Raw genomic sequence first — 21,275 nt, forward strand, 5'->3', positions numbered from 1 at the left:
CTCGGGGCGGATTTTTTTTGCCTGCTGACGGCCGGCCCGGGCGACTGGCCGGGCCGGCGCGATTAATTGACTGTGAACTCATCGGTACCGAGGTGAGCGTAGTCCACCTTCTGCAGCTGGAAGTTGGTGATGTACACCGGACCGGCCTTTTGCTCAGAGATAAACCGATAGCGTGGGGTGATTTCCGCCGCCTGGATCCCGGTCCACTGGGAGAAGAAACTGAGGAAATCATTCGCCGAACGCTGCGCCTTAATCACTTTATGCGCTTTGTCATCGCTGGATAGCACCATAAACGGCACCTGGAAGTTCTGCTGGAACTTATCGTCATGCGCCAGATACTGCACCTCTTTGCCCCGCTCCTTGAACGCCAGACCATGATCGGAAAAATAGGTCAGGGAAAAAGTGTCACCGGAATTTTGCAACTGATGATAAAGCTTAGCCAGCAGCGAATCGGTCTGCGTCATGCTGTAGAGGTAGCATGAGGTCTCTTTCGACTGAACGAAAACCGTGTATTTGCCCTTGGTCCGATCGCAGGCCTGTGGGTGAGAGCCCATCAGGTGCAGGACAATCAGCTGCGGCTGGGTACGCTGGGTTGAGAGCACCTGCTCGGTCAGCTTCAGCAACTGCTCGTCCTGGGTGTTTTTATTGGCTTCGAAATCGCCGTTTTTCAGGAACTGTACTTCATCCGCCCGTTTGGCGATGCTGGCGATAGCGGTGTCGTACTCGCCAATTTGCCCCTGGTTGGAGAACCACCAGGTCTGGAAACCGGCGCGGTTGGCGAGGGTGACAAAGTTATCCTGATACTGTGGTTTGCCATCGACCACCCGGTTAAGCGTCAGGCCGAGCGATTTCTGCGTTGAGCCGCTGGCGGCGATGTAGTTGTTAAACAGATAACCGTTTACCGAGCTGGCAAACGGCGTGTTGTCCCAATGGCCACCGAAAGCGCCGAGGGCATCGCGGCGCGCGCTTTCACCGATCACCACCACATAGAGATGGTATTTTGGCTTTACCGCCAACACGTGCCAGCTGTCTTTCATGCCAGCCAGCTGCGCCATCCGGGCCTGTTCGTCCAGCACCTCGTTGTTATTCACCACCACGTCTTTGACAAAACGAAAGGCCGGATAACCGGTGTCAATCACCTTGAATACACCGCCCCAGGCAAGGTTTTGCACCGGCTGGAGAAAGAAGATCCCGATGCTGAACAACAGGCCCAGCGTATCCATTTTTCCCCAGCGTGATGGCTCAACGATCCTACGGCGAACCGCAATGACCCCGAGAGCGAAGATGAAGACCGCCAGCAGATAGTTGTACCACGGGAAGATGGTCAGGATTTCCGTAGACTCTTCCACGTTGGTGGCGTGCAGCGCCAGCAGAGTGTTGAAGTTGGGGGCACCGTAGGCCTGGCCAAAGGGATAGTACAGAGCCGCCAGCAGGGAATAGGCGCCGACCACCGCTTTCTGGACGCGCGGAAAGGCGCGCCACAGCAGATGTAACACACAGGTAAATGCCACGGTATAAAGCAGGCTAAATTCATAGCCCAGCGCCAGGTTAATTAACAGCGACTGTAAAAAGTAGAATCCCGTCCATGGGTTCAGTGCCAGTCGGCGGGCGACCAGCGTATCTTTCAGGGTGGTGACATTCATAGTAAACAATCAAAAAGAGGCCATGCGCATCCCCTGGCGTCAAGGGGTAAAACCTGCTGGACAGTGCGTGAAGAGGGTCTCTGCGAGCCGCGAATGTGGCAGGGCTGTGCAAAGATAGGGCTTGTAAATGGTAAGGTCAACCAGGCATAACAGATTGTTTTGCGAGAGCGCTTACAAAACTTGAAAAAAGGTCAGGGAAACGGGGGAACCGGTCATTTTACCGGCGGAAAATGACAGAAAAATGAAGCGGCGTACCGCGACGCCGCCTTAGGAATTGGGTTTGCCCTGCTGCGGTTTACCGTTGATCATCTCGCACAGCATACCGATCAGCATTAATCGTACTTTAAAGGGTGAATGGCTAAACACGTTTATGCACCTCTTGAATTCATTCATCTGCTCTCCTCCTGCCAGTTCGCTCCGTCATTCCCTGATGGATGTTTGCATTATATACAGATATAGCACAGGCTATATTTTATAGCTATGGCTAAAACGTTAATTTTTTGTGCTCTTGGCGCAATCCATTACAATGTGGATCTTTTTATACGATGCTTGACGCGTCACACGAATGAGGAAGCACAATGAACCGTCGCGCAGGTAAGCCAATAACAAAAAAAGTGACGCAGTTAGTGAATGTTGAAGAGCACGTGGAAGGGTTTCGCCAGGTGCGGGAAGCGCATCGCCGCGAGCTGATCGATGACTATGTGGAGCTGATCTCCGATCTGATCAACGAAGTGGGCGAGGCGCGCCAGGTGGATATGGCCGCGCGTCTTGGCGTTTCGCAACCTACGGTCGCTAAAATGCTCAAACGCCTGGCCAGCGTCGGTCTTATTGAACAGATCCCCTGGCGCGGGATCTTCTTAACCTCGGAAGGTGAGAAGCTAGCCCAGGAGAGCCGCGAGCGCCATCAAATCGTGGAGAACTTCCTGCTGGCGATCGGCGTCAGCCCGGAGATTGCCCGACGTGATGCGGAAGGGATGGAGCATCACGTGAGCGAAGAGACGCTGGCGATGTTCCTGAAATTTACCCAAACACAGGGATCTCAGGAAGCATGACTCTTCCCTTCGTCCAGTCGCTGCTGCGCGATCGTTTTCTCCATTTGCTGCTGATTATCGCCTGCGTGCTCAGCGCCATCGTGCCGTTTGTCCCGGCAAGCTGGCCGGCGGCCATTGACTGGCATACCATCGTCACGCTTAGCGGCCTGATGTTGTTGACTAAGGGGATCGAACTGAGCGGCTATTTTGACGTGCTGGGCCGAAAAATGGCCCGCCGCTTTGTGACTGAGCGCCAGCTGGCCATCTTTATGGTGCTGGCGGCGGCGCTGTTGTCTACCTTTCTTACCAACGACGTTGCGCTGTTTATTGTGGTGCCGTTGACGCTGACGCTAAAAAAATGGTGCGCCATCCCGGTGAACCGGCTGATTATTTTCGAAGCGTTGGCGGTGAACGCCGGTTCGCTGCTGACGCCGATCGGCAACCCGCAGAATATTTTGCTGTGGGGACGATCCGGCCTCTCTTTCTTCGGGTTTATCGGTCAGATGCTGCCTCTGGCAGCGGCGATGATGCTGACCCTGCTGGCGCTGTGCTGGTTCTGTTTTCCGGCGAAGCGGCTCAGTTACCAGAGCAGCGACAGGGCGCCGTCATGGCAACCCAAGCTCGTCTGGAGCTGTCTGGGACTGTATGTGGTGTTTCTGACGGCGCTGGAGATGAATCAGGCCCTGTGGGGGCTGGCGCTCGTGCTGCTGGGCTTCCTGGTGCTGGCCCGGGCGGTGATCGTCCATGTCGACTGGTCGCTGTTGCTGGTGTTTATGGTGATGTTTATTGACGTCCATCTGCTGACCCAGCTTCCGGCGCTGCACCAGGTGCTGAGCGGGGTGGGGACCCTCTCCGGCGGTGGACTGTGGCTTACTGCTATTGGCCTGTCGCAGGTGATCAGTAATGTGCCCTCGACTATTCTGTTGCTCAACTATGTCCCGCCGTCGATACTGCTCGCATGGGCGGTTAACGTGGGCGGCTTTGGCCTGCTGCCGGGCTCGCTGGCCAATATTATCGCCCTGCGTATGGCCAGCGATCGGCGCATCTGGTGGCGCTTCCATCTCTACTCCATTCCAATGCTGCTATGGGCGGCACTCAGCGGCTACTGGCTCTTCAAACTCAGCGCCTGATCTCAACATAATCGCGCCATCATTCACATCGATCGCCAGGATCGCCTTTCGGGGCGATCTTTTTTTGTCCGGCTCACAGAAACCGATCCCGGCCTTTGCTTACCTTTTCACTTTCCGGTATATGACTAGTCATTATGTTTAAATGGCTAGTCATATACCGAGGCGCAGCATGAAGAACAGACTACCGGCAGATTTTTTATGGGGAAATTCCGTCTCCAGCATGCAGACGGAGGGGGCGTGGAACGAGGGTGGCAAGGGGATGTCGGTGTATGATATCCGTCAACCGGCGGAGTTCGCCTCCGACTGGAAGGTGGCGACCGACTCTTATCATCGTTATCGGGAAGATTTCGATTTGATGCAGGATCTGGGCATGAACTGCTACCGTTTTCAGATCGCCTGGAGCCGGGTGTGCCCTGACGGAGATGGCGAATTCAATGAACAGGGGATCGCCTTCTACCATCAATTTATAGATGAACTGCTCGCCCGCGGCATTGAGCCGATGATCTGCCTGTACCACTTCGATATGCCGCTGTCGTTGGCGGAGCGCTACAACGGTTTTACCGACCGCCGGGTGATGGACGCTTTTATCCGCTACGGCCAGAAGATGATCGCCTGCTATGGCGACAAGGTGAAATACTGGCTCACCTTTAATGAGCAGAATCTGTACCATTCGCCGGAAGCGTTTCTGATTTCCGGCTATCTGCAGGGGGAGAAGACCCTGCGCGAACTGTATCTGATCCAGCATCATGTCATGATGGCGCACGTCCATCTGACTCACTATCTGCACCAGACGAAGCCGCAGTGTCAGATGGGCGGAATGCTGGCTCACGCTCTGGTCTATACGGCTACCTGCAAACCACGCGATATCCTCTGCGCCCAGCAGCTGGATGAGTTCTTAAACCAGAACCTGCTGCGCGCCTACGCGGGTGAGGGTTATAGCCCGGAGGTGATGCATTTTGTCGCCGCGGAAGGATTCGATGATATCTATCGTCCGGAGGATCTTGCCCTGATGGCGACGGTGAGGGTCGATTATCTGGCGTTCAGCTATTACGCCAGCCGCACATTGAACAGCGACGCGATCCCGCCGGGAACGGCGGTCAACAACTATATGCTGTTTGGCAACCAGGATAACCCGTTCCTGAAAGCGACGGAATGGAACTGGCAGATTGATCCGCTGGGCTTCCGGACGATCATCACTCGTTACTATAACGACTGGCGCCTGCCGGTGTTCCCGATTGAAAACGGCATCGGGGTGATTGAGTCCTGGGACGGCGAACATCCCATTGCCGACGATTACCGCATCGCTTACCATCGCGACCATATCAACGCCATGAAAGCGGCCATCTTTGAGGATGGGGCGCAGGTGATCGGCTATCTCGGCTGGGGATTAATCGATATCCTGAGCTCACAGGGCGATATGCGTAAGCGCTACGGCGTGGTGTACGTCAATCGCGAAAACCATGACCTCAAGGACCTGCGGCGGGTGCCGAAGAAGAGCTATGCATGGCTGAAGCAGGTGTTCCGCAGCAACGGCGAAGCGATGTAACGCTGCCCTGGCGGTCAGATGGTGTATCCAGCCCGCCAGCCACTCACTGAATGGATAAGGACCGGGAAATGACGGCGAAGTATCTGCAAATCGCGCGGGAAATAAAAAAACGCATCATCAGCCAGCAGTATCCGGCTAGCGCGCCGCTACCCGACCAGTTTGCGCTGGCGGCGGAGTTCAGCACCAGCCGGATGACCATCCAGCAGGCGATGCGCCAGTTAATCGTCGAAGGGCTGATCTATACCCGAAAAGGGCAGGGCACCTTTGTGCGGAAAAATTTCCTTCAGCTGTCGCAGTGGGAGCTGCCCGGCAGCGACTATTTCGGCGCCACCAAAACCTGGGAGCATCTTGGCGAGGTGCAAAGCGAAGTGGTGCGTTTTGCGGTGCGCTTTCCCAGCGACAAGGAGCAAAGTTCGCTGCTTATCGACGCCGATGCCCCGGTGTATGACTTTGTTCGCCTGCGGCTGCTCAACGGCGAGCCGGTATCGCTGGATCTGACGGTCATGCCGGTGGGGCTGGTGCCGGGGTTAACCAAAAGCCATCTGGAAGGTTCCGTGTTTCGCTATGTGCAGGAGACGCTGGGGCTGAAGCTGATGGGATCTTACCGCGTGGTGCGGGCGATGAAGCCCGGGGAACTGGATAAACAGCATCTTCACTGCGAACCGACCGATCCGGTGCTGGAGGTGGAGCAGGTTATCTATCTGGAGGATGGCACGCCGCTGGAGTACGCCCACTGCCATTATCGCTACGATCACGGCGGGATTATTCTGGTGAATAACGGCTAGGCCGGGGCTCCTGCTGGCGGCTGCGCATAGCGGGGTTACGGCGTGGTAGGGTTTGGTAGCCCGGGCGAGCGTTAGCCGCCTCGAGGGAAAATGCCGATAAAAAAACGGCGGGCATCAGGCCCGCCGTTTTTCTTGTCAGCACAACTTAGTTCAGACGCACCGGCATACCGGAGCGGTTCTGGATAGCCTGCTCAACCACGTTCTGATCGACATCAGACTGGCTGGTAACTGCCTGTACCGGCTGAGTCAGGGTGATCGGCACGATCTCGCCGCCCTGGAACTGCGCTTCGGTGGTCGACAGCGGGTTGTGCACCTCGATGTAACGGCTGCCGTCCGGCTCGGTGGTCGCTTTTACCGGCTCATCGATAAACTGTACGCGGGTGCCGACCGGCACGTTCTCAAACAGGAATTTGATGTCATCGTTACGCAGACGCACGCAGCCGTGGCTCACGCGCAGGCCGATACCGAAGTTAGCGTTGGTGCCGTGGATGGCGTACAGACGGCCGATATACAGCGCGTACAGCCCCATCGGGTTATCCGGACCGGCCGGTACGACGGCTGGCAGCGGGTTGCCGGCGGCGGCGTATTCAGCATGCATTTTGGCGGTCGGTGTCCAGGTCGGGCCGGCCTTCTTGCGTTCGACTTTGGTGGTCCAGTTGATCGGCGTATCTTTACCTAACTGGCCGATGCCGATCGGCAGAACGATCACGGTATTGGTGCCTTTCGGGTAGTAGTACAGACGCATTTCCGCGCTGTTGATAATGATCCCTTCATGCACGGTATCCGGCAGAATCAGCTGCTGAGGGATGTTCAGGACGCTACCGCCCTTCGGCAGGTAAGTATCCACCCCCGGGTTGGCTTCCAGCATGTTGGAAAGCCCCATCTGATATTTCGCCGCGAAGTATTCCAGCGGCTGTTTGTTATCATCCGGAATGGTAATGACCTGATTCTGACCAACCAAACGGCTGCCATCGGTTGGCAAAGGATAGGTGACAGCAGACGCTGTATTGCAAAAGCCTACGATGGCGAAGGCTGCCGCTAAGAGTGTAGATAATTTCATAGTCTTTAATGTCGTGTGCGAAATCAACGCCACACAGGCCTTGTTAATGATTGAGACAGTAGATGGGAGCGCATTATATGTGCATTCCGCTGAACAGGTAAATCAGATGTGTACGAAATCACATTTTTTTCCCTGTCGCCTCGGCTGCCGCGGTCCGGCAGGCGGCCGAAGCATCGCTCGCCGCGCGGGTAACGGGCGGTTACTCTTCCAGCAGCCGGGCCTGCAGCGCGGCGCGAACCGGCGCGGTAAGCTGGTACTCTGCCGCCAGCCAGGCGTCGACGGTGCCATAGCGCTGGTGAATAGCCGACAGCGCGGCGGCGAGATAGGACTCTTTTACCGTCAGAATATCCGCCAGGCTTTGGCGCCCTTGGGCAGTGAGGTCGTTGCCGAGCAGCTCCAACATCCAGGCCTCCACCTGCGTCAGCATGCCGTGGGTAAGGAGATACTCCTCCATCACCGTTTCGCTGTCGCAGCCGACGGCGAACAGCGTTAACGCGCAGCCGACGCCGGTGCGATCTTTGCCGACCGCGCAGTGTTGCAGTAAAGCGCCTTCAAAAGGCGTGGTCAGCCAGGCGGCGAGCTGGCGATAGGCCGGGTTGTTAAACGGCAGCTGGCGGTAGAGTTGCAGCATAAACTGCTCGCCGTTCAGCGCGTTAAGGGTGGCGGCATTCAGCTCGGTGACCTTCGCATTTACCTCGCTCACCGGCGGATTGGCCGGCGCGTTAAGATAATGGGTAAGCGGGCTAAGCTTGTCCGGAGTACGGGCTACCTCTCCGGGGTCGCGATAGTCGAGCACCCGGCTGAGCGGCAAAGTATCGAGGTGGTTGAGATCCTCCGCCGTTAACCGGTTTAGCGCGCCGGATCGCAATAGCTTGCCGCTGCGGACGCGGCGTCCATCGGCGGCAAGCTGGCCGCCCAGGTCGCGAAAATTGATGCCGCCCTGCAGGGATAAAAAGCCGGGTGTCGCGATAGGCTGCTGGTCATGGGACTCCTTATAAATACGTACAGAATAACCGTTTGAGCGCGGGTTTCCGGCTCGTCTGACAAAGACCTTAGCACAAGCGCCGCGGTGGAATTTACCGCAGGCCGTGAAAAGTGTGTCATTTGCTGGCATAATGTCTGCTGTATCACACCCCTCATACTCTTTTTTCAGGATATCCCCGTGCTAGTATCCAGCAACGTTACCATGCAGTTTGGCAGCAAGCCGCTGTTCGAAAATATCTCCGTTAAATTTGGCGGCGGCAACCGTTATGGTCTGATCGGCGCCAACGGCAGCGGTAAATCGACCTTTATGAAGATCCTCGGCGGCGATCTCGAACCGACGCTGGGCAACGTTTCTCTCGACCCGAACGAGCGCATCGGTAAGCTGCGTCAGGATCAGTTCGCCTTTGAAGCGTTCACCGTGCTGGATACGGTCATCATGGGCCACGGCGAGCTGTGGGAAGTGAAGCAGGAGCGCGATCGTATCTACGCCCTCGCTGAGATGAGCGAAGAAGATGGCTACAAAGTGGCCGACCTGGAAGTCAAATATGGCGAAATGGACGGCTACTCGGCGGAAGCGCGCGCCGGCGAACTGCTGCTCGGCGTCGGCATTCCGGTTGAACAGCATTATGGCCCGATGAGCGAAGTCGCGCCGGGCTGGAAGCTGCGCGTCCTGCTGGCGCAGGCGCTGTTTTCCAATCCGGATATCCTGCTGCTCGATGAACCGACCAACAACCTGGACATCGACACCATTCGCTGGCTGGAGCAGACGCTGAACGATCGCGACAGCACCATGATTATCATTTCGCACGACCGTCACTTCCTGAACATGGTCTGCACCCACATGGCGGATCTGGACTACGGCGAGCTGCGCGTGTATCCGGGCAACTACGACGAATACATGACCGCGGCCACCCAGGCGCGTGAGCGTCTGCTGGCGGACAACGCCAAGAAAAAAGCGCAGATTGCGGACCTGCAGTCCTTCGTTAGCCGCTTCAGCGCCAACGCCTCTAAATCGCGTCAGGCCACCTCGCGCGCGCGCCAGATTGACAAAATCAAGCTGGAAGAGGTTAAAGCCTCCAGCCGTCAGAACCCATTTATCCGCTTCGAGCAGGATAAGAAACTGTTCCGTAACGCGCTGGAAGTGGAAGCCCTTACCAAAGGCTTTGATGAAGGTCCGCTGTTCAAAAACGTCAACCTGCTGCTGGAAGTGGGCGAAAAGATCGCCATTCTGGGCGCCAACGGCGTGGGTAAATCCACCATGCTGAAAACCCTGGTAGGCGAACTGCAGCCGGACAACGGCAGCGTGAAATGGTCTGAAAACGCGCAAATCGGCTACTACGCGCAGGACCATGAGTACGAGTTCGAAAACGACCTGACGGTCTTCGAATGGATGAGCCAGTGGAAGCAGGAAGGCGACGACGAGCAGGCAGTACGCAGCATCCTCGGCCGTCTGCTGTTTAGCCAGGACGATATCAAAAAGCCGGCGAAGGTGCTTTCCGGTGGCGAGAAAGGGCGCATGCTGTTCGGTAAGCTGATGATGCAGAAGCCAAACATCCTGGTGATGGACGAACCGACCAACCACCTGGATATGGAGTCGATTGAATCGCTGAACATGGCGCTGGAGATGTATCAGGGCACCCTGATCTTTGTCTCCCACGACCGTGAGTTTGTCAGCTCGCTGGCGACCCGCGTCCTGGAGATCACTCCGGACCGCGTGATCGACTTCAGCGGCAACTACGAAGACTACCTGCGCAGCAAAGGTATCGAGTAATCCCTGTCCGTTACCCGGGTAGCGGCTACGCCTTACCCGGGCGACACGCGGTGCCGTTTTTTTGTCTGGTGGCGGCTAACGCCTTACCCGACCTACGGTTCTTGCGACCTGCCTTTAATGTCTTCACCGCGCTGGCTGAAACTGCCGGTGTTGGTGGCCTCAAAATCGCTGAGACGTTCCCGGAAGGCCGGGGCAGCCCGCATGGATGCGGCCTGAGGGCCGTGTTTTGCACGGACGCTGCCTCGGCCCGACCCGAAGCCTGCAGGGATAAGTCGAAGGTACCACGAAGTGGCGATTTTGGCGGCCAGAGCCCGGGGTACAGGGGCGGCGGCGACTGGCCGCCCCCTGTACGCTCCCTGCGCCATGAGAGACATAACGCAGAAGAAATATCGGGAGCGCAATCTGCTCTGAAATAATAAAAAAGAACTGTTTTTCCCGGACCAAAACCGTTGCAAACCGAGAACAGTAACCAAGGTCCGTACGGCCTGCTTTTAATTTATTTACCATGCTGGCTGAAACTACCGGCCTATGGTCAGAACCTCCACTCCGTTCCTTCAACGCCATTCACCAGCAGCTTACGCTTTTCTCCTACCGGTAATGACAGCTTCAGCGCTTTCCACGCCGGGCGATAGTTGCCGCGGGCGTTGATATCCAGGTTTATGCTGCTGGCGCTGCAGGTCATTTCCCACTCCAGCCAGAGCGCATCCCCCTGTTTATAGCCCCAGCTTTCGCCGTCGTCTTCAAACAGCAGACCGCGGGTTGAGCCGGTACCTTTCAGCGGGAACAGCTGCAGTTCGCGACGATCGTCTTTTTGCGCATCGACATGGCTGATACGTTCACTAAGCGGCAGACCGGCGCCGGCGCGGACCAACAGCGGCAGTTTTTCCAGCGGCGCGTCCAGCGTCACCCACTGGCCGCCGGCGAACCACTGATGGCTGTAGAAATCGTACCAACCGGCCTGATTATCCGGCAGCCATACTTCACGCTGGCGGGCGCCCGGCTCGACCACGCTGGCCACCAGCAGGTCGCGGCCCAGCAGGAAGTCATCGCATTCGGCGAAGGTCTGCGCATCGTGCTGGTGATCGAGGAAGGTCGGGCGCAGCATCGGCTCATCATCAGCATGCGCCTGCCATAGCAGAGTGTACAGATAGGGCAACAGGCGGTAGCGCAGCTCAATGGCTGAGCGGATCGCCGGGGTGATTTCCGGGTACATCCATGCTTCGTTTACCGTCTGGTCGTCATTCCACGAGTGAATGGTAAAGCGCGGATGCATGACGCCATTTTGTACCCAGCGCACAAACAGTTCCGGCTCGGGTTTATCGCCGGAGAAACCGCCGACGTCGTGGCCGACGTTAAACAGCCCGGAAAGGCTCATCCCCAGGCCCATGCGGATGTTATAGCGCAGCGTATCCCAGTTGGTGCGGTTGTCGCCGCTCCAGGTCTGTACGTAGCGCTGCATCCCGGCGCAGCCGGAGCGGGAGATCAGATATGGGCGCTTTTGCGGCGCAAAGCGCTGCTGGGCTTCCAGCGAGGCGCGCATCATCAACAGCGGCATCACCGGGCGAATATGTTTGATGGCGATTTCACGGCCAAAGCCGTAGCAGCGGGCTTCGCCGTCCCATACTTCGTATTCGTTATTATCGTTCCAGGTCGAATCGATGCCCATCTCCAGTAGCTGGGTGGTCACGCCTTCCTGCCACCAGGCCACGGTTTGCGGATTGGTGAAATCGAGATGCGACCCTTCATCATCCCAGAAGCTGGAACGCTCCGGAGCGTCAGTTTGCGAATCGCGAATGAAGAGACCGCGCTCCGCCACCTCGCCGTAGCGCGGGTGATCCTGCAGCAGGCACGGTTTGATATTGGCGGCCAGCTTCAGCCCGGCATCGTGAAACGACTGGCTCATCACTTTGGGCTGCGGCACCTTGTCGTAGTTCCAGTTAAAGACGTAGCGCTTGCCGTTGATTGAGGTATAGCCGGAAGAGAGCTGGAACGAATCGCAGGGGATCGCGTGCTGCTCGCACAGGCGGATAAAGTTCATCAGCTGATTTTGCGCATCCGGCGCGTCGGTATAGTGCATGGTGGAGCCGCTGTAGCCGAGGCTCCATTTGGGTCCAAACAGCGTTTTACCGGTCAGGCGAACGAAGGCTTTGGTCACATCCAGCACCTGCTTACCGGTAAACAGGTAATAATCGATGTCGCCGGCTTCCGCCTGCCAGCGGCGATAGGCGGTGTGGTAGTTGTCGATCTCGTTCCCCAGATCCAGCCAGCAGCTGCTCAGGTTGTCATAGAACAGGCCGTAGCTGATATCGCTGCGCTGGGTGATGGTGAACGGAATATGTTTATACAGCGGGTCAGTGCTGACGGCGTTGTAGCCCATGGCATCGAGGTTACGCATCTCGTAGCGTTTACCGGTGCGCTGCAGGTCGCCGGCCTTTTCGCCCAGGCCGTAGAAACGCTCGTCTTTGCGGCGGCTCAGATAATGGGCGACGCCGTCGCCGTGGGCATTCGCCAGGTAGGCGCTGGTCGGACGGTCATTGGCAAGCGGCTGCCATTCGCCGGCCTCGTCGCGATAGCTCCACTCCAGCCACAGCGGCTGGTGAACGGTGACGCGCAGCTGGCGGGTGGCGATAGTCAGCGTATCGCCCTCCTGGGCCAGCTGCCAGGCCGGGAGACTAAAACCGCTGAGGTCATCCCGGGCGCGGCCTTCCCACGGCACATCCTGCTGCGGAGCGATGCTCCAGGTGCGATCCAGCGCCAGCTGGCCCTGGCGTTTTAGCAGGACGCGGAACAAATTCTCTTCCAGTACGTACAGGCACAGGGTGTGCTGGCCATCGACCGTCAGTTCAACGTGATGCTCCAGCTGTTGATGCAAACTCCAGTGTTTCAGCGTCTTCATATCTTACATCCACTCTCAGGCGCGCTTGGCGCGACGTTCAGCAATAAATGCCACCAGGAAAACGGCGCCAATCAGGTCAAAGAAACCCATGGCGATGAATAGCGGGTTGAAGCCGATTTTGTCGGCGGTCACCCCGATTAATAACGAGAACAAGAAGCTGGCGATCCACGCTGCGGAGCCGCGCATACCGTTGACCGTCGCCATTTGTCCCTTGTCGAAAGACTCCACCACCAGCGCGCTGAGCATGCAGGAGATGATCTGATGGCCGAAGCCGCCAATGGAGATCAGGATGATGGTGATATAGGGATCGCGGGTGATGGCGACGAGGGCCAGGGAGAGCATCAGGAACGCGCCGGTTACCGAGCTGGCGATCACCGAGTTCACTCGCGTACAGCCGAACCAGCGAACATACAGGCGGGTGAGGTAGCCGCTGACCACGCTGCCGAGATCGGCGGCGAGAAACGGCAGCCAGGCGAACATGGCGATCTGCTTCAAATCCATGCCGTGCTCTTTCGCCAGGTACAGCGGCACCCAGAAACTCAGCACCGCCCAGGCGGGCTCGGCCATAAAGGCGGGAATGGCGATCCCGTAGAAACGTTTATTTTTCGAGACGGTTTTGAGCGCGGTAAAGAAGGGCTGTTTTACCGGCGGGGCTTCGTTATCCTGTTTGATGTACTCCAGCTCGCTTTTGCTGAGATTGGGGTGCTTTTCCGGGGTCTGATAGAAGGCCCACCATAGTACTACCCACAGTAGCGCCAGCGCGCCGGTAAACATAAACGCCCCTTGCCAGCCGAAGGAGGCGTGGGCGAAGTAGATGATCGGCGGGGCCAGCATCGCGCCGATGGAGAACCCAACGCCAGCCCAGCCGGCGGCGATTGGCCGTTCAGATTTCGGAAACCATTCGCCGATGGTTTTGGCGTTGGCCGGAGTAGCGGCCGCCTCGGCCCCACCCATAAAGAAGCGCAACATAGCCAGGTGCAGCCAGCTACCGGCCCCGGCGTGGGCGATACAGGCCAGCGCCCAAAGGGTGGCGCAGATCATAAAGCCAAGCTTCAGGCCGATGACGTCGATAAGCCAGCCGCACAGCGGCTGGAAAATCGTGTAAGCCAGCTGAAACGCGCCGACGATCCACGAGTATTGTTCGGTAGTAATGCCGAGGGTCGCTTTCAGTTCCGGCGCGATAATTCCCAGCGAGTTGCGTGTGATGTAGTTGACGGTAACGCCAAGTAAAAACAGGACCAGCACCCACCAGCGCAGGTTTTTCACTACCCGGCGCGTTTTGCTGACAGCGATATCATTGTTGAGGCCTTGACTCATAGCACACTCCACAAGACGTTTGTAGGGGGAAAGTGACGGTCTCTTTCCCTGAGTGGTCACGTAGATTTATTAACTATTTGAATAGTCTATTTTTAATCTCAACATCATTGGTATAACTAGTATGGGAGATGTTGGACCAATTCAGGCTAGGGCAGAAAAATCGTCTGGCAAAGCGCTATTTATGCAAGTTTTTTCATGAAATGAGCGAGATCGCATATTTGACAGCGGAATTTGCTTGTAACGTGTGCTTTGGCGATTATGAAAATTCTTTCATTTTTCAATCGGAGCTGGATCACAAAATGGATAAAAAGCTGCGCGTCGCCGAAATTGCCGCCCGCACCGGGCTATCGCCCAGCACCGTTTCACGCGTCCTGGCCGGGAAAGCGAATACCAGCGACAAGGCGCGCCGGGCGGTGCTGGACTGCGCCCGCGAGCTGGGTGTCATGCAGGGGTTGGCCGCCGGGCGTCTGCTGCTCAATCATCTGCTGGTGTTTGCCCCGCAGCGCGCATTCGATGAGCGATCGGATATCTTCTACTACCGGGTGATCCAGAGCATCAATAACGCGCTGGCGGCGCATGAAGTGCGCCTGCGCTACTGCGCGCTGGATGAGAACGACAGCGACGCCAACCTGTTTCTTGCCCGCATGAATGAACCTGAGACCCAGGCCGCGGTGCTGCTGGGGATCGACGATCCGCATATTCATGGCCTGGCGGCGGATCTGGGCAAACCCTGCGTATTGATCAACTGTCGGGATGAAGGGATGCGGCTGCCGTCCATCGCTCCCGATCATCGGCTGATCGGCCAGTGCGCAGCCCGCTATCTGTTTGATATGGGGCATCGGGCGGTGATGAACGTGATGTGCCTGCGCCGCTATACCATGGAGCTGCGGCTGGGGGGGATTCAGGAGGCGTGGCGCGCGCGTAATCTGCGCTTTACCGCCAGCCGGGATCTTATCAGCGTCGCCAACTTTAGCGCCAGAGAGACGGAAGAGCAGGTGGGCGCCTGGCTTGACGGCTTACAGGGCAGGCCGTTGCCCACCGCCTTCCTGGTGGGCGGCGATTTTATGGCCGCCGGCACCGTCAGCGCATTGCAAAAGCGTGGCCTGCGGGTGCCGCAGGATGTCTCGGTGATGAGCATTGACGGATTTAATCTGGCGGCGATTCAGGAGGTGCCGCTGACCGCGGTGCATGTGCCGCGGGATGAACTGGGCAGCGAGGCGGTGCATCTCCTGCAGCAGCGCCTGCTGCGCCCGGAGGCGCCGCACGGCTCGCTACTGCTGCATGGCACGCTGGTGGTACGCGATTCGGTACGGCGGATCCGGCCGGGCAAAGGCCATACCGCCGTCGAGCCGCAGGGGCTGTATGACGATTAGACCGGCATACCCAGCGCCCGTTTGCCGTGGATATTCAGATCCTCCAGGGTGAAGCGCCCCTGCCAGCTGGCTTCATAGTCCTCGCGCGGGAAATCCCCCGGCGAGGCGCCTTTTTCCAGGGCGATTTTTACTTTCTGCGCGTAGGCGAGGTTCTTCTCGCACATCGGCGCGGCCGGAATGTACATCACATTTCCCCAGCCCTGCTGATTTTCCACCGGCGCCACCGAGTGAATGATGTCGCAGTGCCACCAGACGGAGTCCCCGGCATTCAGCGCTGGAATCGAGCTTAACGCTTTAATTAAGAGCGGGTGCCACTGCTCAGAGATCGGCAGCACTCTGCCCGGCGCAACGCCGCACAGCTCATCTTCCGGCACATCGTCGAGCAGGGGGCGCAGCAGCACATAAGCCATCGCCTCCGGGATCGGCACCACGTGCAGCAGCCCCTGACCCGGGATCATGTCCGACAGCGCGGTCCAGCCCTGGAAGGTGCGGAACACCGAGCATTTGGTGGTGTTGTCGACGGTATACTCTTCCACTTCGGTACGGTGCGCGGCGTCCCACGGGTCGTAGGCGTCGATATTGCCATTAAAAACGTTGGCGAAAACCTGCTGATAGGCGGGAAGCAGCCAGCGCTCCAGCGCGCCGGAATCGGTATGCGCCCCCAGCCCCTTCGAAGTGGTTCCCGGCGGGCGGCGGCGGATGCGGTCGGGATAGATCACGCTGACGTCCGGATCGAACCAGCGTTTGCCATTCTGTTCAAAACGCCACAGGCGGTTGAGGAAAGATTGCACTGCCGCCATTTCATCGCTCTGCCGCGCCTGCATTTGCGAGGGCGACCAGTAGATCGGGTAGATCTCCGGGCGCGAAGCCTCCAGCGAACCGAAGAAGCTGTCGCCAGGCCCTTTGTAAACATCGTCGAAATGGTTGCGATCCAGATATTCCAGCATCGCGGTATCCCACGCCAGCGCCTGTTCGCGTGGGAAGTGGCCTTTAATCACCGCGCAGCCACGGCGCTTAATGGCCGCGCGCTGCTCATCGCTCACTGTTCCTTCGGCGATATCGCGGAACGGAATGGTTGGCCAGACCTCCTGGCCTGCGGCTTTCAGTGTCTCAATCTCCTGCAACCGCTCGCTGATGCGCGCTGAGAGCTTATCGAACACCGCCTGGACGTCGCCAATTTGCGCCCGCAGGGCCTGTTTCATCTGGCGAATCGCCGCTTTGTGATCGGCGGGAAGTGTTTCGTGGGTCGGGAGAGCAGCCATAATAACCTCGCTGTATCTTTCATTCGAAAGTATGAAATATTACAAACGTTAATTTAAGTTAAAATGGAGTTAATGCAAGTTTAAAATCTTGCTGCGGCGCACAAAATGGAAAACCGGGGCGCGATGCCCCGGCGAAGGGTCAGGCGTTGAAGGGCGGGGTGTTATCGAGGACGGCCTGGATAACGTTCAGCGCGCCGTCATGGTTATTATCGTCGGTAGCGTAGCCGGCGATGGCCTTGATGCTGTCGGCAGCGTTACCCATGGCGAAAGCGTATTTCACCAGCTTCAGCATTTCGGCGTCGTTGCCGCTGTCGCCGATGGCGACGCATTGCTGCGGCGAAAGATCCCAGCGCTTGAGCAAACGGCTGATGCCGTTGGCTTTATGCAGGCCAGGGATAATCAAATCGACAAAGCCAAAGCCGCTGGTGACCGGCTTCATGATGCCGTCGAGCGACACGTGCAGTTTATCAATCAGCTGTGGGATCTCGCTGTCCGGCAGGTTGAGAGAGAATTTAAACAGCGTATCGTCGATGGCGTGATAGTCGCTCACCCGCTGTAGGCGATGGTAGTGCTTCGACATCAGCTCAACAAAGGCGTCCGGAGCTTTATCGCTGACGTAGGCGCTCTGCAGGCCGCAGGCGACAAAGTTGAGCTGCGGATCTTTGAGCAATTCGCCAATCACCACTTGTGATTCGTGGCGGGTCAGTTCGCCGTGGAACAGCTGCTTGCCATGTTCATAAACCAGAGCGCCGTTTTCTGCGACGAATGAAATCTGCTCGCGAATTTCCGGGAAAAATGAGATCAGCTGATAGTACTGGTTGCCGCTGGCGACAACAAATTCCATACCTTGCTGCCTGAGCTGCGCAAACTGGGCGAGGAAACGCGGGCGGTCGTACTGCTTGGCGTCATTGAGAAAAGTTCCGTCCATATCGGTGACGATAACTTTAACGGTCATAAGAGAGTGCTCCTGGCTTAACTTCGACCAGTAACATTCTAATTACAATGTGATGGGGAGCACAAATTTATTTCGAATGAAAGTTCAGGCATTCAGAAAATGCCGGAAGGGCATGTCTTTTCCGGCCTGCAGAACAGGATTGGCCCGCTAAGCATAGCGCCAGCGGGCACGAAGGATTACAGCGTATGTTCGGTACGGGCGATAATATCGTCCTGGGTATCCGGCGACAGGGCGGTGAAGAACGCCGAGTATCCAGCGACGCGGACCACTAAATCGCGGTACTGGTCAGGATGTTTCTTGGCTTCCAGCAGCGTGTCGCGCGACACGATGTTGTACTGGATATGCCAGCCTTTGTGCACCTCGAAGAAAGTGCGCAGCAGCACCATCAGCTTCTGCTTATCGGACTCGTTCTCCAGCGTTGACGGATTCAGCTTCTGATTAAGCAGCACGCCGCCGAGGATCGCCCCGGTCGGCAGCTTGCCCACCGAACTGATAACCGCCGTCGGCCCCAGATGGTCGGTACCGGAGGCCGGGCTGGCCCCCTCCGCCAGCGGGGTATGCGCTTTACGGCCATCCGGCGTCGCCATGGTCTGCGCGCCGAACGGGACGTTAGCGGAAATAGAGGAGGTGCCAGCGTAATAATTGCCGCCAATCGGGCCGCGGCCATAGCGCGGATTGTGATACTGCTTCAGCTCGTCGATATAGGTCTGGTAGGCCCGCGCCAGCAACTCGTCGACGCTGTCATCATCGTTACCATACTTCGGCGCGCCGTTGATCAACCGCTGGCGCAGCTGCTCGTGGGTCAGACCGTCGAAATCTTCCGCCAGCGCCTTCGCCAGCTCCTGCTGGCCGATGGCGCCCTGATCGAAGACCAGTTTTTTCACCGCCGCGAGGCTGTTGCCGAGGTTGGCGATACCCACCTGCAGGCCGGAAACCCAGTCATACTTCGCGCCGCCCTGCTTAATGCTTTTCGCCCGTTCGATGCAGTCATCGACCAGCGCCGAGCAGAGAATATCGTGGACGTTATCTTCCAGCATGGTATCGACCACGTACTCAATCTCGATGGATTTACGGGTGTAGTAACGAATCTGGCGGTCCCAGTCGGCCAGCACCTGATCGAAGTTAGCGAAGTTGCCTTTCGACAGGGCGTGCTCCTGCGGCAGGAACACCTGACCGCTGGTGGCATCGCGGCCGCCTTCCAGCGTCGCCAGCATCACCCGCGCGAAGTTAATAAAGCTCATGCCGGTGCAGCGGTAGCCCCACTTACCGCCGACCGCGGTTTCGATACAGCCGATAGCCGCGTAATCGTAGGCGTCCTGCGGCTCAATGCCCAGCTTAATGAATTCCGGGATGACGATTTCATCGTTGTTAAACGCCGGCATGCCGAAACCGCAGCGGATCACCTGGACGCAGGCGTCGAGGAAGTCGTTGCTCATCCCGGCGTGGTAGCGCACGCTGAGGTTCGGCTGGGTAGAACGCAGGCGACCACAGGATTCCAGGATCGCATACGACAGCGGGTTGACCGCGTCCTGCGGCTTACCATCCACCAGATTCTGGCCGCCGATGGTGACGTTCTGGTATAGCGGGCTGCCGGCAGAGGCTTTGGAGTGTGAGCCGGAACGGATCTTATTGACCTCCAGCAGCTTCAGCCAGCAGCTGTGCAGCAGCTCAATGGCCTGTTCGCGATCCAGCGACTGTTGCAACTCAACGTCGCGGCGGTAGTACGGGTAGAGGTACTGGTCCATACGGCCGAAGGATACCGAATGGCCATTGGATTCAATCTGCAGGATAAGCTGAATGAAGTAGCACAGCTGCAGCGCCTGCCAGAAGGTTTTCGGCGGCTCATGGGCGATGACGTCGCAGTTTTCGGCAATCGTCAGCAGTTCGTGGCGGCGTGATTCGCGGGATTCTGCTGTCGCCATCTCGCGCGCCAGCGCGGCGAAGCGTTTGCTGTGATCGCTGACCGCTTCCAGCACGATATCAATCGCTTTCAGGAACTGCTCGCCATGCAGGTCTTCTAGTACCGTCAAATTGATACGCGAGCGGCGTTCGGCGACTTTCGCACGCATCCCGTCGAGCCCTTTCTCCAGCAGCAGGGGGTAGTTGACCGCGAGGTGAGCATCCCCGGAGGTCATATTGCCTTCCGCCTTAATAATGCCGGTGGCGAGCAGCGCCTTTTGCTCATCGGTGAACATACCGTAGCAGCGGTCTTGTACGGTCTGGCCGCGCCACCATGGGCACACTTCATGCAATACGCGTTTATTCTCCTCGCTGACCGAGAAGCCGGCGCCGGGGCGGTCGGCGAGATCGTCGATCTCTTTCTCAATCCAGCTGACGGTGTATTCCGGGAAAATAGGCGCGGCGCGCACTTCGCTGGCCTGGTTACCGACGATCAGCTCATCGTGCTTGATCCAGATGGTGCGCTCCGCCAGGTGGTGAGCCAGCGCCAGCGCGCGGCGCACCGGGATCGGTTTATCGAGATGCCGCTGATACATCTCCGTATAGTGGCGGGCGCGCTCGGTACAGACCGGCGGCTTGACGATATGCACCAGCGCCATTTTATGGGCCTGGATACGGGCGCTGAGGGTGTTGAGCTTCAGGGTAGTCATAGGGTTATCCTCGTAATATCGCCGTTAGCCCCTTGCTTTGCGCATAATCCTGCGCGAAGGCGAGCAGCTCAGGAGCATCCAGCGGTTTGTCCGGTGCGGTGTAGGGCTGACTGAGTAACTGGTATTTGTTCATTCCCAGCGTGTGGTACGGCAGGTAATGGATCTCGCTGACCTGCAGGCGGTCGGCGGCAAAATCGGTGATCGCGGCAATGTCGGCTTCGCTGGCGTTGAATCCCTGGATCAACGGCACGCGAATAATCATTTTTTTCCCCGCCAGCGCCAGACGCTGCAGGTTATCCAGCACCCGGCGGGCGCTGCCGTCGGTCCACTGCTGAAAAACGGCCTCGTCAACGTGCTTCAGATCGGCGAGAAACAGGTCGACAAAGGGTAAAGACGGTTCAATGTATTTCCACGGCACGTGCAGGCAGGTTTCCACGGCGGTGTGAATGCCTGCCTGATGACTGGCTTCGAACAGCGCTTGCGCCAGCGTTGGGTTCATAAAGGGTTCGCCGCCGGAAAGAGTGACGCCGCCGCCGCTGCGATCGTAGAATGGTTTATCACGCAGCACCGTCGCCATGATCTCCTCGACGCTCTTCTCCTCGCCGCACACCGTGAGCGCGGTGGTGGGGCAGCAGTCGCGCAGCGCGGCGATATGGCTGTCGTTAACGTTTTGCCGGTGAATGATCAGGCCATCGAGGGTGCGGGTGATAACCGCCGGCGCCGCCTGCTGGCACAGCTCGCAGCCGGCCAGGCACAGCCGCGAGTCATACAGCAGATCTTCGCTACGGGCGCGGCTCTCCGGGTTCTGGCACCAGCGGCAGCCCAGCGAGCAGCCTTTCAGGAAGACGACGGTGCGGATCCCTGGGCCGTCATGGGTGGAATAGCGCTGGATGTTGAAGATCATGGCTTATCC

16 protein-coding genes are annotated in these 21,275 nt (G+C 57.9%); 6 read left to right on the forward strand and 10 right to left on the reverse strand.

What is annotated here, in order from left to right:
• Nucleotides 1-62: 62 nt before the first annotated feature.
• Both KPHS_16770 and KPHS_16780 read right to left on the reverse strand, forming a co-directional pair.
• The gene (locus KPHS_16770; protein ID YP_005225977.1) at nucleotides 63-1,643 is read right to left on the reverse strand and encodes a phosphoethanolamine transferase; all 1,581 of its coding nucleotides are present in this window, start codon (nucleotides 1,641-1,643) and stop codon (nucleotides 63-65) included.
• A 267-nt stretch (nucleotides 1,644-1,910) separates the two neighbouring features.
• Nucleotides 1,911-2,036, reverse strand: a complete 126-nt coding sequence (locus tag KPHS_16780; RefSeq protein ID YP_005225978.1) for a manganase accumulation protein MntS — start codon at nucleotides 2,034-2,036, stop codon at nucleotides 1,911-1,913.
• 185 nt (nucleotides 2,037-2,221) lie between these two features.
• Here KPHS_16780 and KPHS_16790 point away from each other — a divergent pair, with 185 nt between their 5' ends.
• From KPHS_16790 to KPHS_16820, 4 genes are all read left to right on the forward strand, one after another.
• Complete coding sequence (locus tag KPHS_16790; RefSeq protein ID YP_005225979.1) at nucleotides 2,222-2,695, forward strand: transcriptional regulator MntR; 474 nt, start codon at nucleotides 2,222-2,224, stop codon at nucleotides 2,693-2,695.
• Complete coding sequence (locus KPHS_16800; protein YP_005225980.1) at nucleotides 2,692-3,804, forward strand: putative transport protein; 1,113 nt, start codon at nucleotides 2,692-2,694, stop codon at nucleotides 3,802-3,804. Before KPHS_16790 ends, KPHS_16800 begins: the two co-directional genes overlap by 4 nt.
• A 169-nt stretch (nucleotides 3,805-3,973) precedes the next feature.
• On the forward strand, nucleotides 3,974-5,350 hold the full coding sequence (locus KPHS_16810) for a putative family 1 glycoside hydrolase (RefSeq protein YP_005225981.1): 1,377 nt from the start codon (nucleotides 3,974-3,976) through the stop codon (nucleotides 5,348-5,350).
• A gap of 68 nt (nucleotides 5,351-5,418) precedes the next feature.
• On the forward strand, nucleotides 5,419-6,135 hold the full coding sequence (locus KPHS_16820; protein ID YP_005225982.1) for a putative transcriptional regulator: 717 nt from the start codon (nucleotides 5,419-5,421) through the stop codon (nucleotides 6,133-6,135).
• Between the two features lie 145 nt (nucleotides 6,136-6,280).
• Here the strand turns inward: KPHS_16820 and KPHS_16830 are convergent, their stop codons facing one another.
• Together KPHS_16830 and KPHS_16840 are read right to left on the reverse strand one after the other, a co-directional pair.
• Nucleotides 6,281-7,096, reverse strand: a complete 816-nt coding sequence (locus KPHS_16830) for a L,D-transpeptidase (protein ID YP_005225983.1) — start codon at nucleotides 7,094-7,096, stop codon at nucleotides 6,281-6,283.
• 298 nt (nucleotides 7,097-7,394) lie between these two features.
• On the reverse strand, nucleotides 7,395-8,309 hold the full coding sequence (locus tag KPHS_16840) for an anaerobic C4-dicarboxylate transporter (RefSeq protein YP_005225984.1): 915 nt from the start codon (nucleotides 8,307-8,309) through the stop codon (nucleotides 7,395-7,397).
• Between the two features lie 72 nt (nucleotides 8,310-8,381).
• Here KPHS_16840 and KPHS_16850 point away from each other — a divergent pair, with 72 nt between their 5' ends.
• The gene (locus tag KPHS_16850) at nucleotides 8,382-9,950 is read left to right on the forward strand and encodes a putative transport system ATP-binding component (protein YP_005225985.1); all 1,569 of its coding nucleotides are present in this window, start codon (nucleotides 8,382-8,384) and stop codon (nucleotides 9,948-9,950) included.
• Between the two features lie 532 nt (nucleotides 9,951-10,482).
• Here the strand turns inward: KPHS_16850 and KPHS_16860 are convergent.
• Both KPHS_16860 and KPHS_16870 read right to left on the reverse strand, forming a co-directional pair.
• Nucleotides 10,483-12,846, reverse strand: coding sequence for a putative alpha-xylosidase (locus tag KPHS_16860; protein YP_005225986.1), 2,364 nt, complete (start codon nucleotides 12,844-12,846; stop codon nucleotides 10,483-10,485).
• A 15-nt stretch (nucleotides 12,847-12,861) separates the two neighbouring features.
• Entirely contained in the window at nucleotides 12,862-14,163 is a 1,302-nt protein-coding gene (locus tag KPHS_16870) for a putative general substrate transporter (RefSeq protein ID YP_005225987.1), read from the reverse strand.
• 242 nt (nucleotides 14,164-14,405) lie between these two features.
• Here KPHS_16870 and KPHS_16880 point away from each other — a divergent pair, with 242 nt between their 5' ends.
• On the forward strand, nucleotides 14,406-15,536 hold the full coding sequence (locus tag KPHS_16880; RefSeq protein YP_005225988.1) for a putative periplasmic binding protein/LacI transcriptional regulator: 1,131 nt from the start codon (nucleotides 14,406-14,408) through the stop codon (nucleotides 15,534-15,536).
• Here KPHS_16880 and KPHS_16890 read toward each other — a convergent pair.
• The 4 genes from KPHS_16890 to KPHS_16920 form a co-directional block, all read right to left on the reverse strand.
• Nucleotides 15,533-16,798, reverse strand: coding sequence for a DUF1479 domain-containing protein (locus KPHS_16890; protein ID YP_005225989.1), 1,266 nt, complete (start codon nucleotides 16,796-16,798; stop codon nucleotides 15,533-15,535). The genes KPHS_16880 and KPHS_16890 overlap by 4 nt on opposite strands.
• A 139-nt stretch (nucleotides 16,799-16,937) precedes the next feature.
• A complete protein-coding gene (locus KPHS_16900; RefSeq protein ID YP_005225990.1) occupies nucleotides 16,938-17,753 on the reverse strand; it encodes an HAD family hydrolase in 816 nt (271 codons plus the stop codon).
• A gap of 176 nt (nucleotides 17,754-17,929) precedes the next feature.
• Complete coding sequence (locus tag KPHS_16910) at nucleotides 17,930-20,362, reverse strand: putative formate acetyltransferase 3 (RefSeq protein ID YP_005225991.1); 2,433 nt, start codon at nucleotides 20,360-20,362, stop codon at nucleotides 17,930-17,932.
• A gap of 4 nt (nucleotides 20,363-20,366) precedes the next feature.
• The gene (locus tag KPHS_16920; RefSeq protein YP_005225992.1) at nucleotides 20,367-21,266 is read right to left on the reverse strand and encodes a putative pyruvate formate lyase activating enzyme; all 900 of its coding nucleotides are present in this window, start codon (nucleotides 21,264-21,266) and stop codon (nucleotides 20,367-20,369) included.
• Nucleotides 21,267-21,275 lie beyond the last annotated feature (9 nt).

Source organism: Klebsiella pneumoniae subsp. pneumoniae HS11286 (assembly GCF_000240185.1).
Lineage (GTDB): Bacteria > Pseudomonadota > Gammaproteobacteria > Enterobacterales > Enterobacteriaceae > Klebsiella > Klebsiella pneumoniae.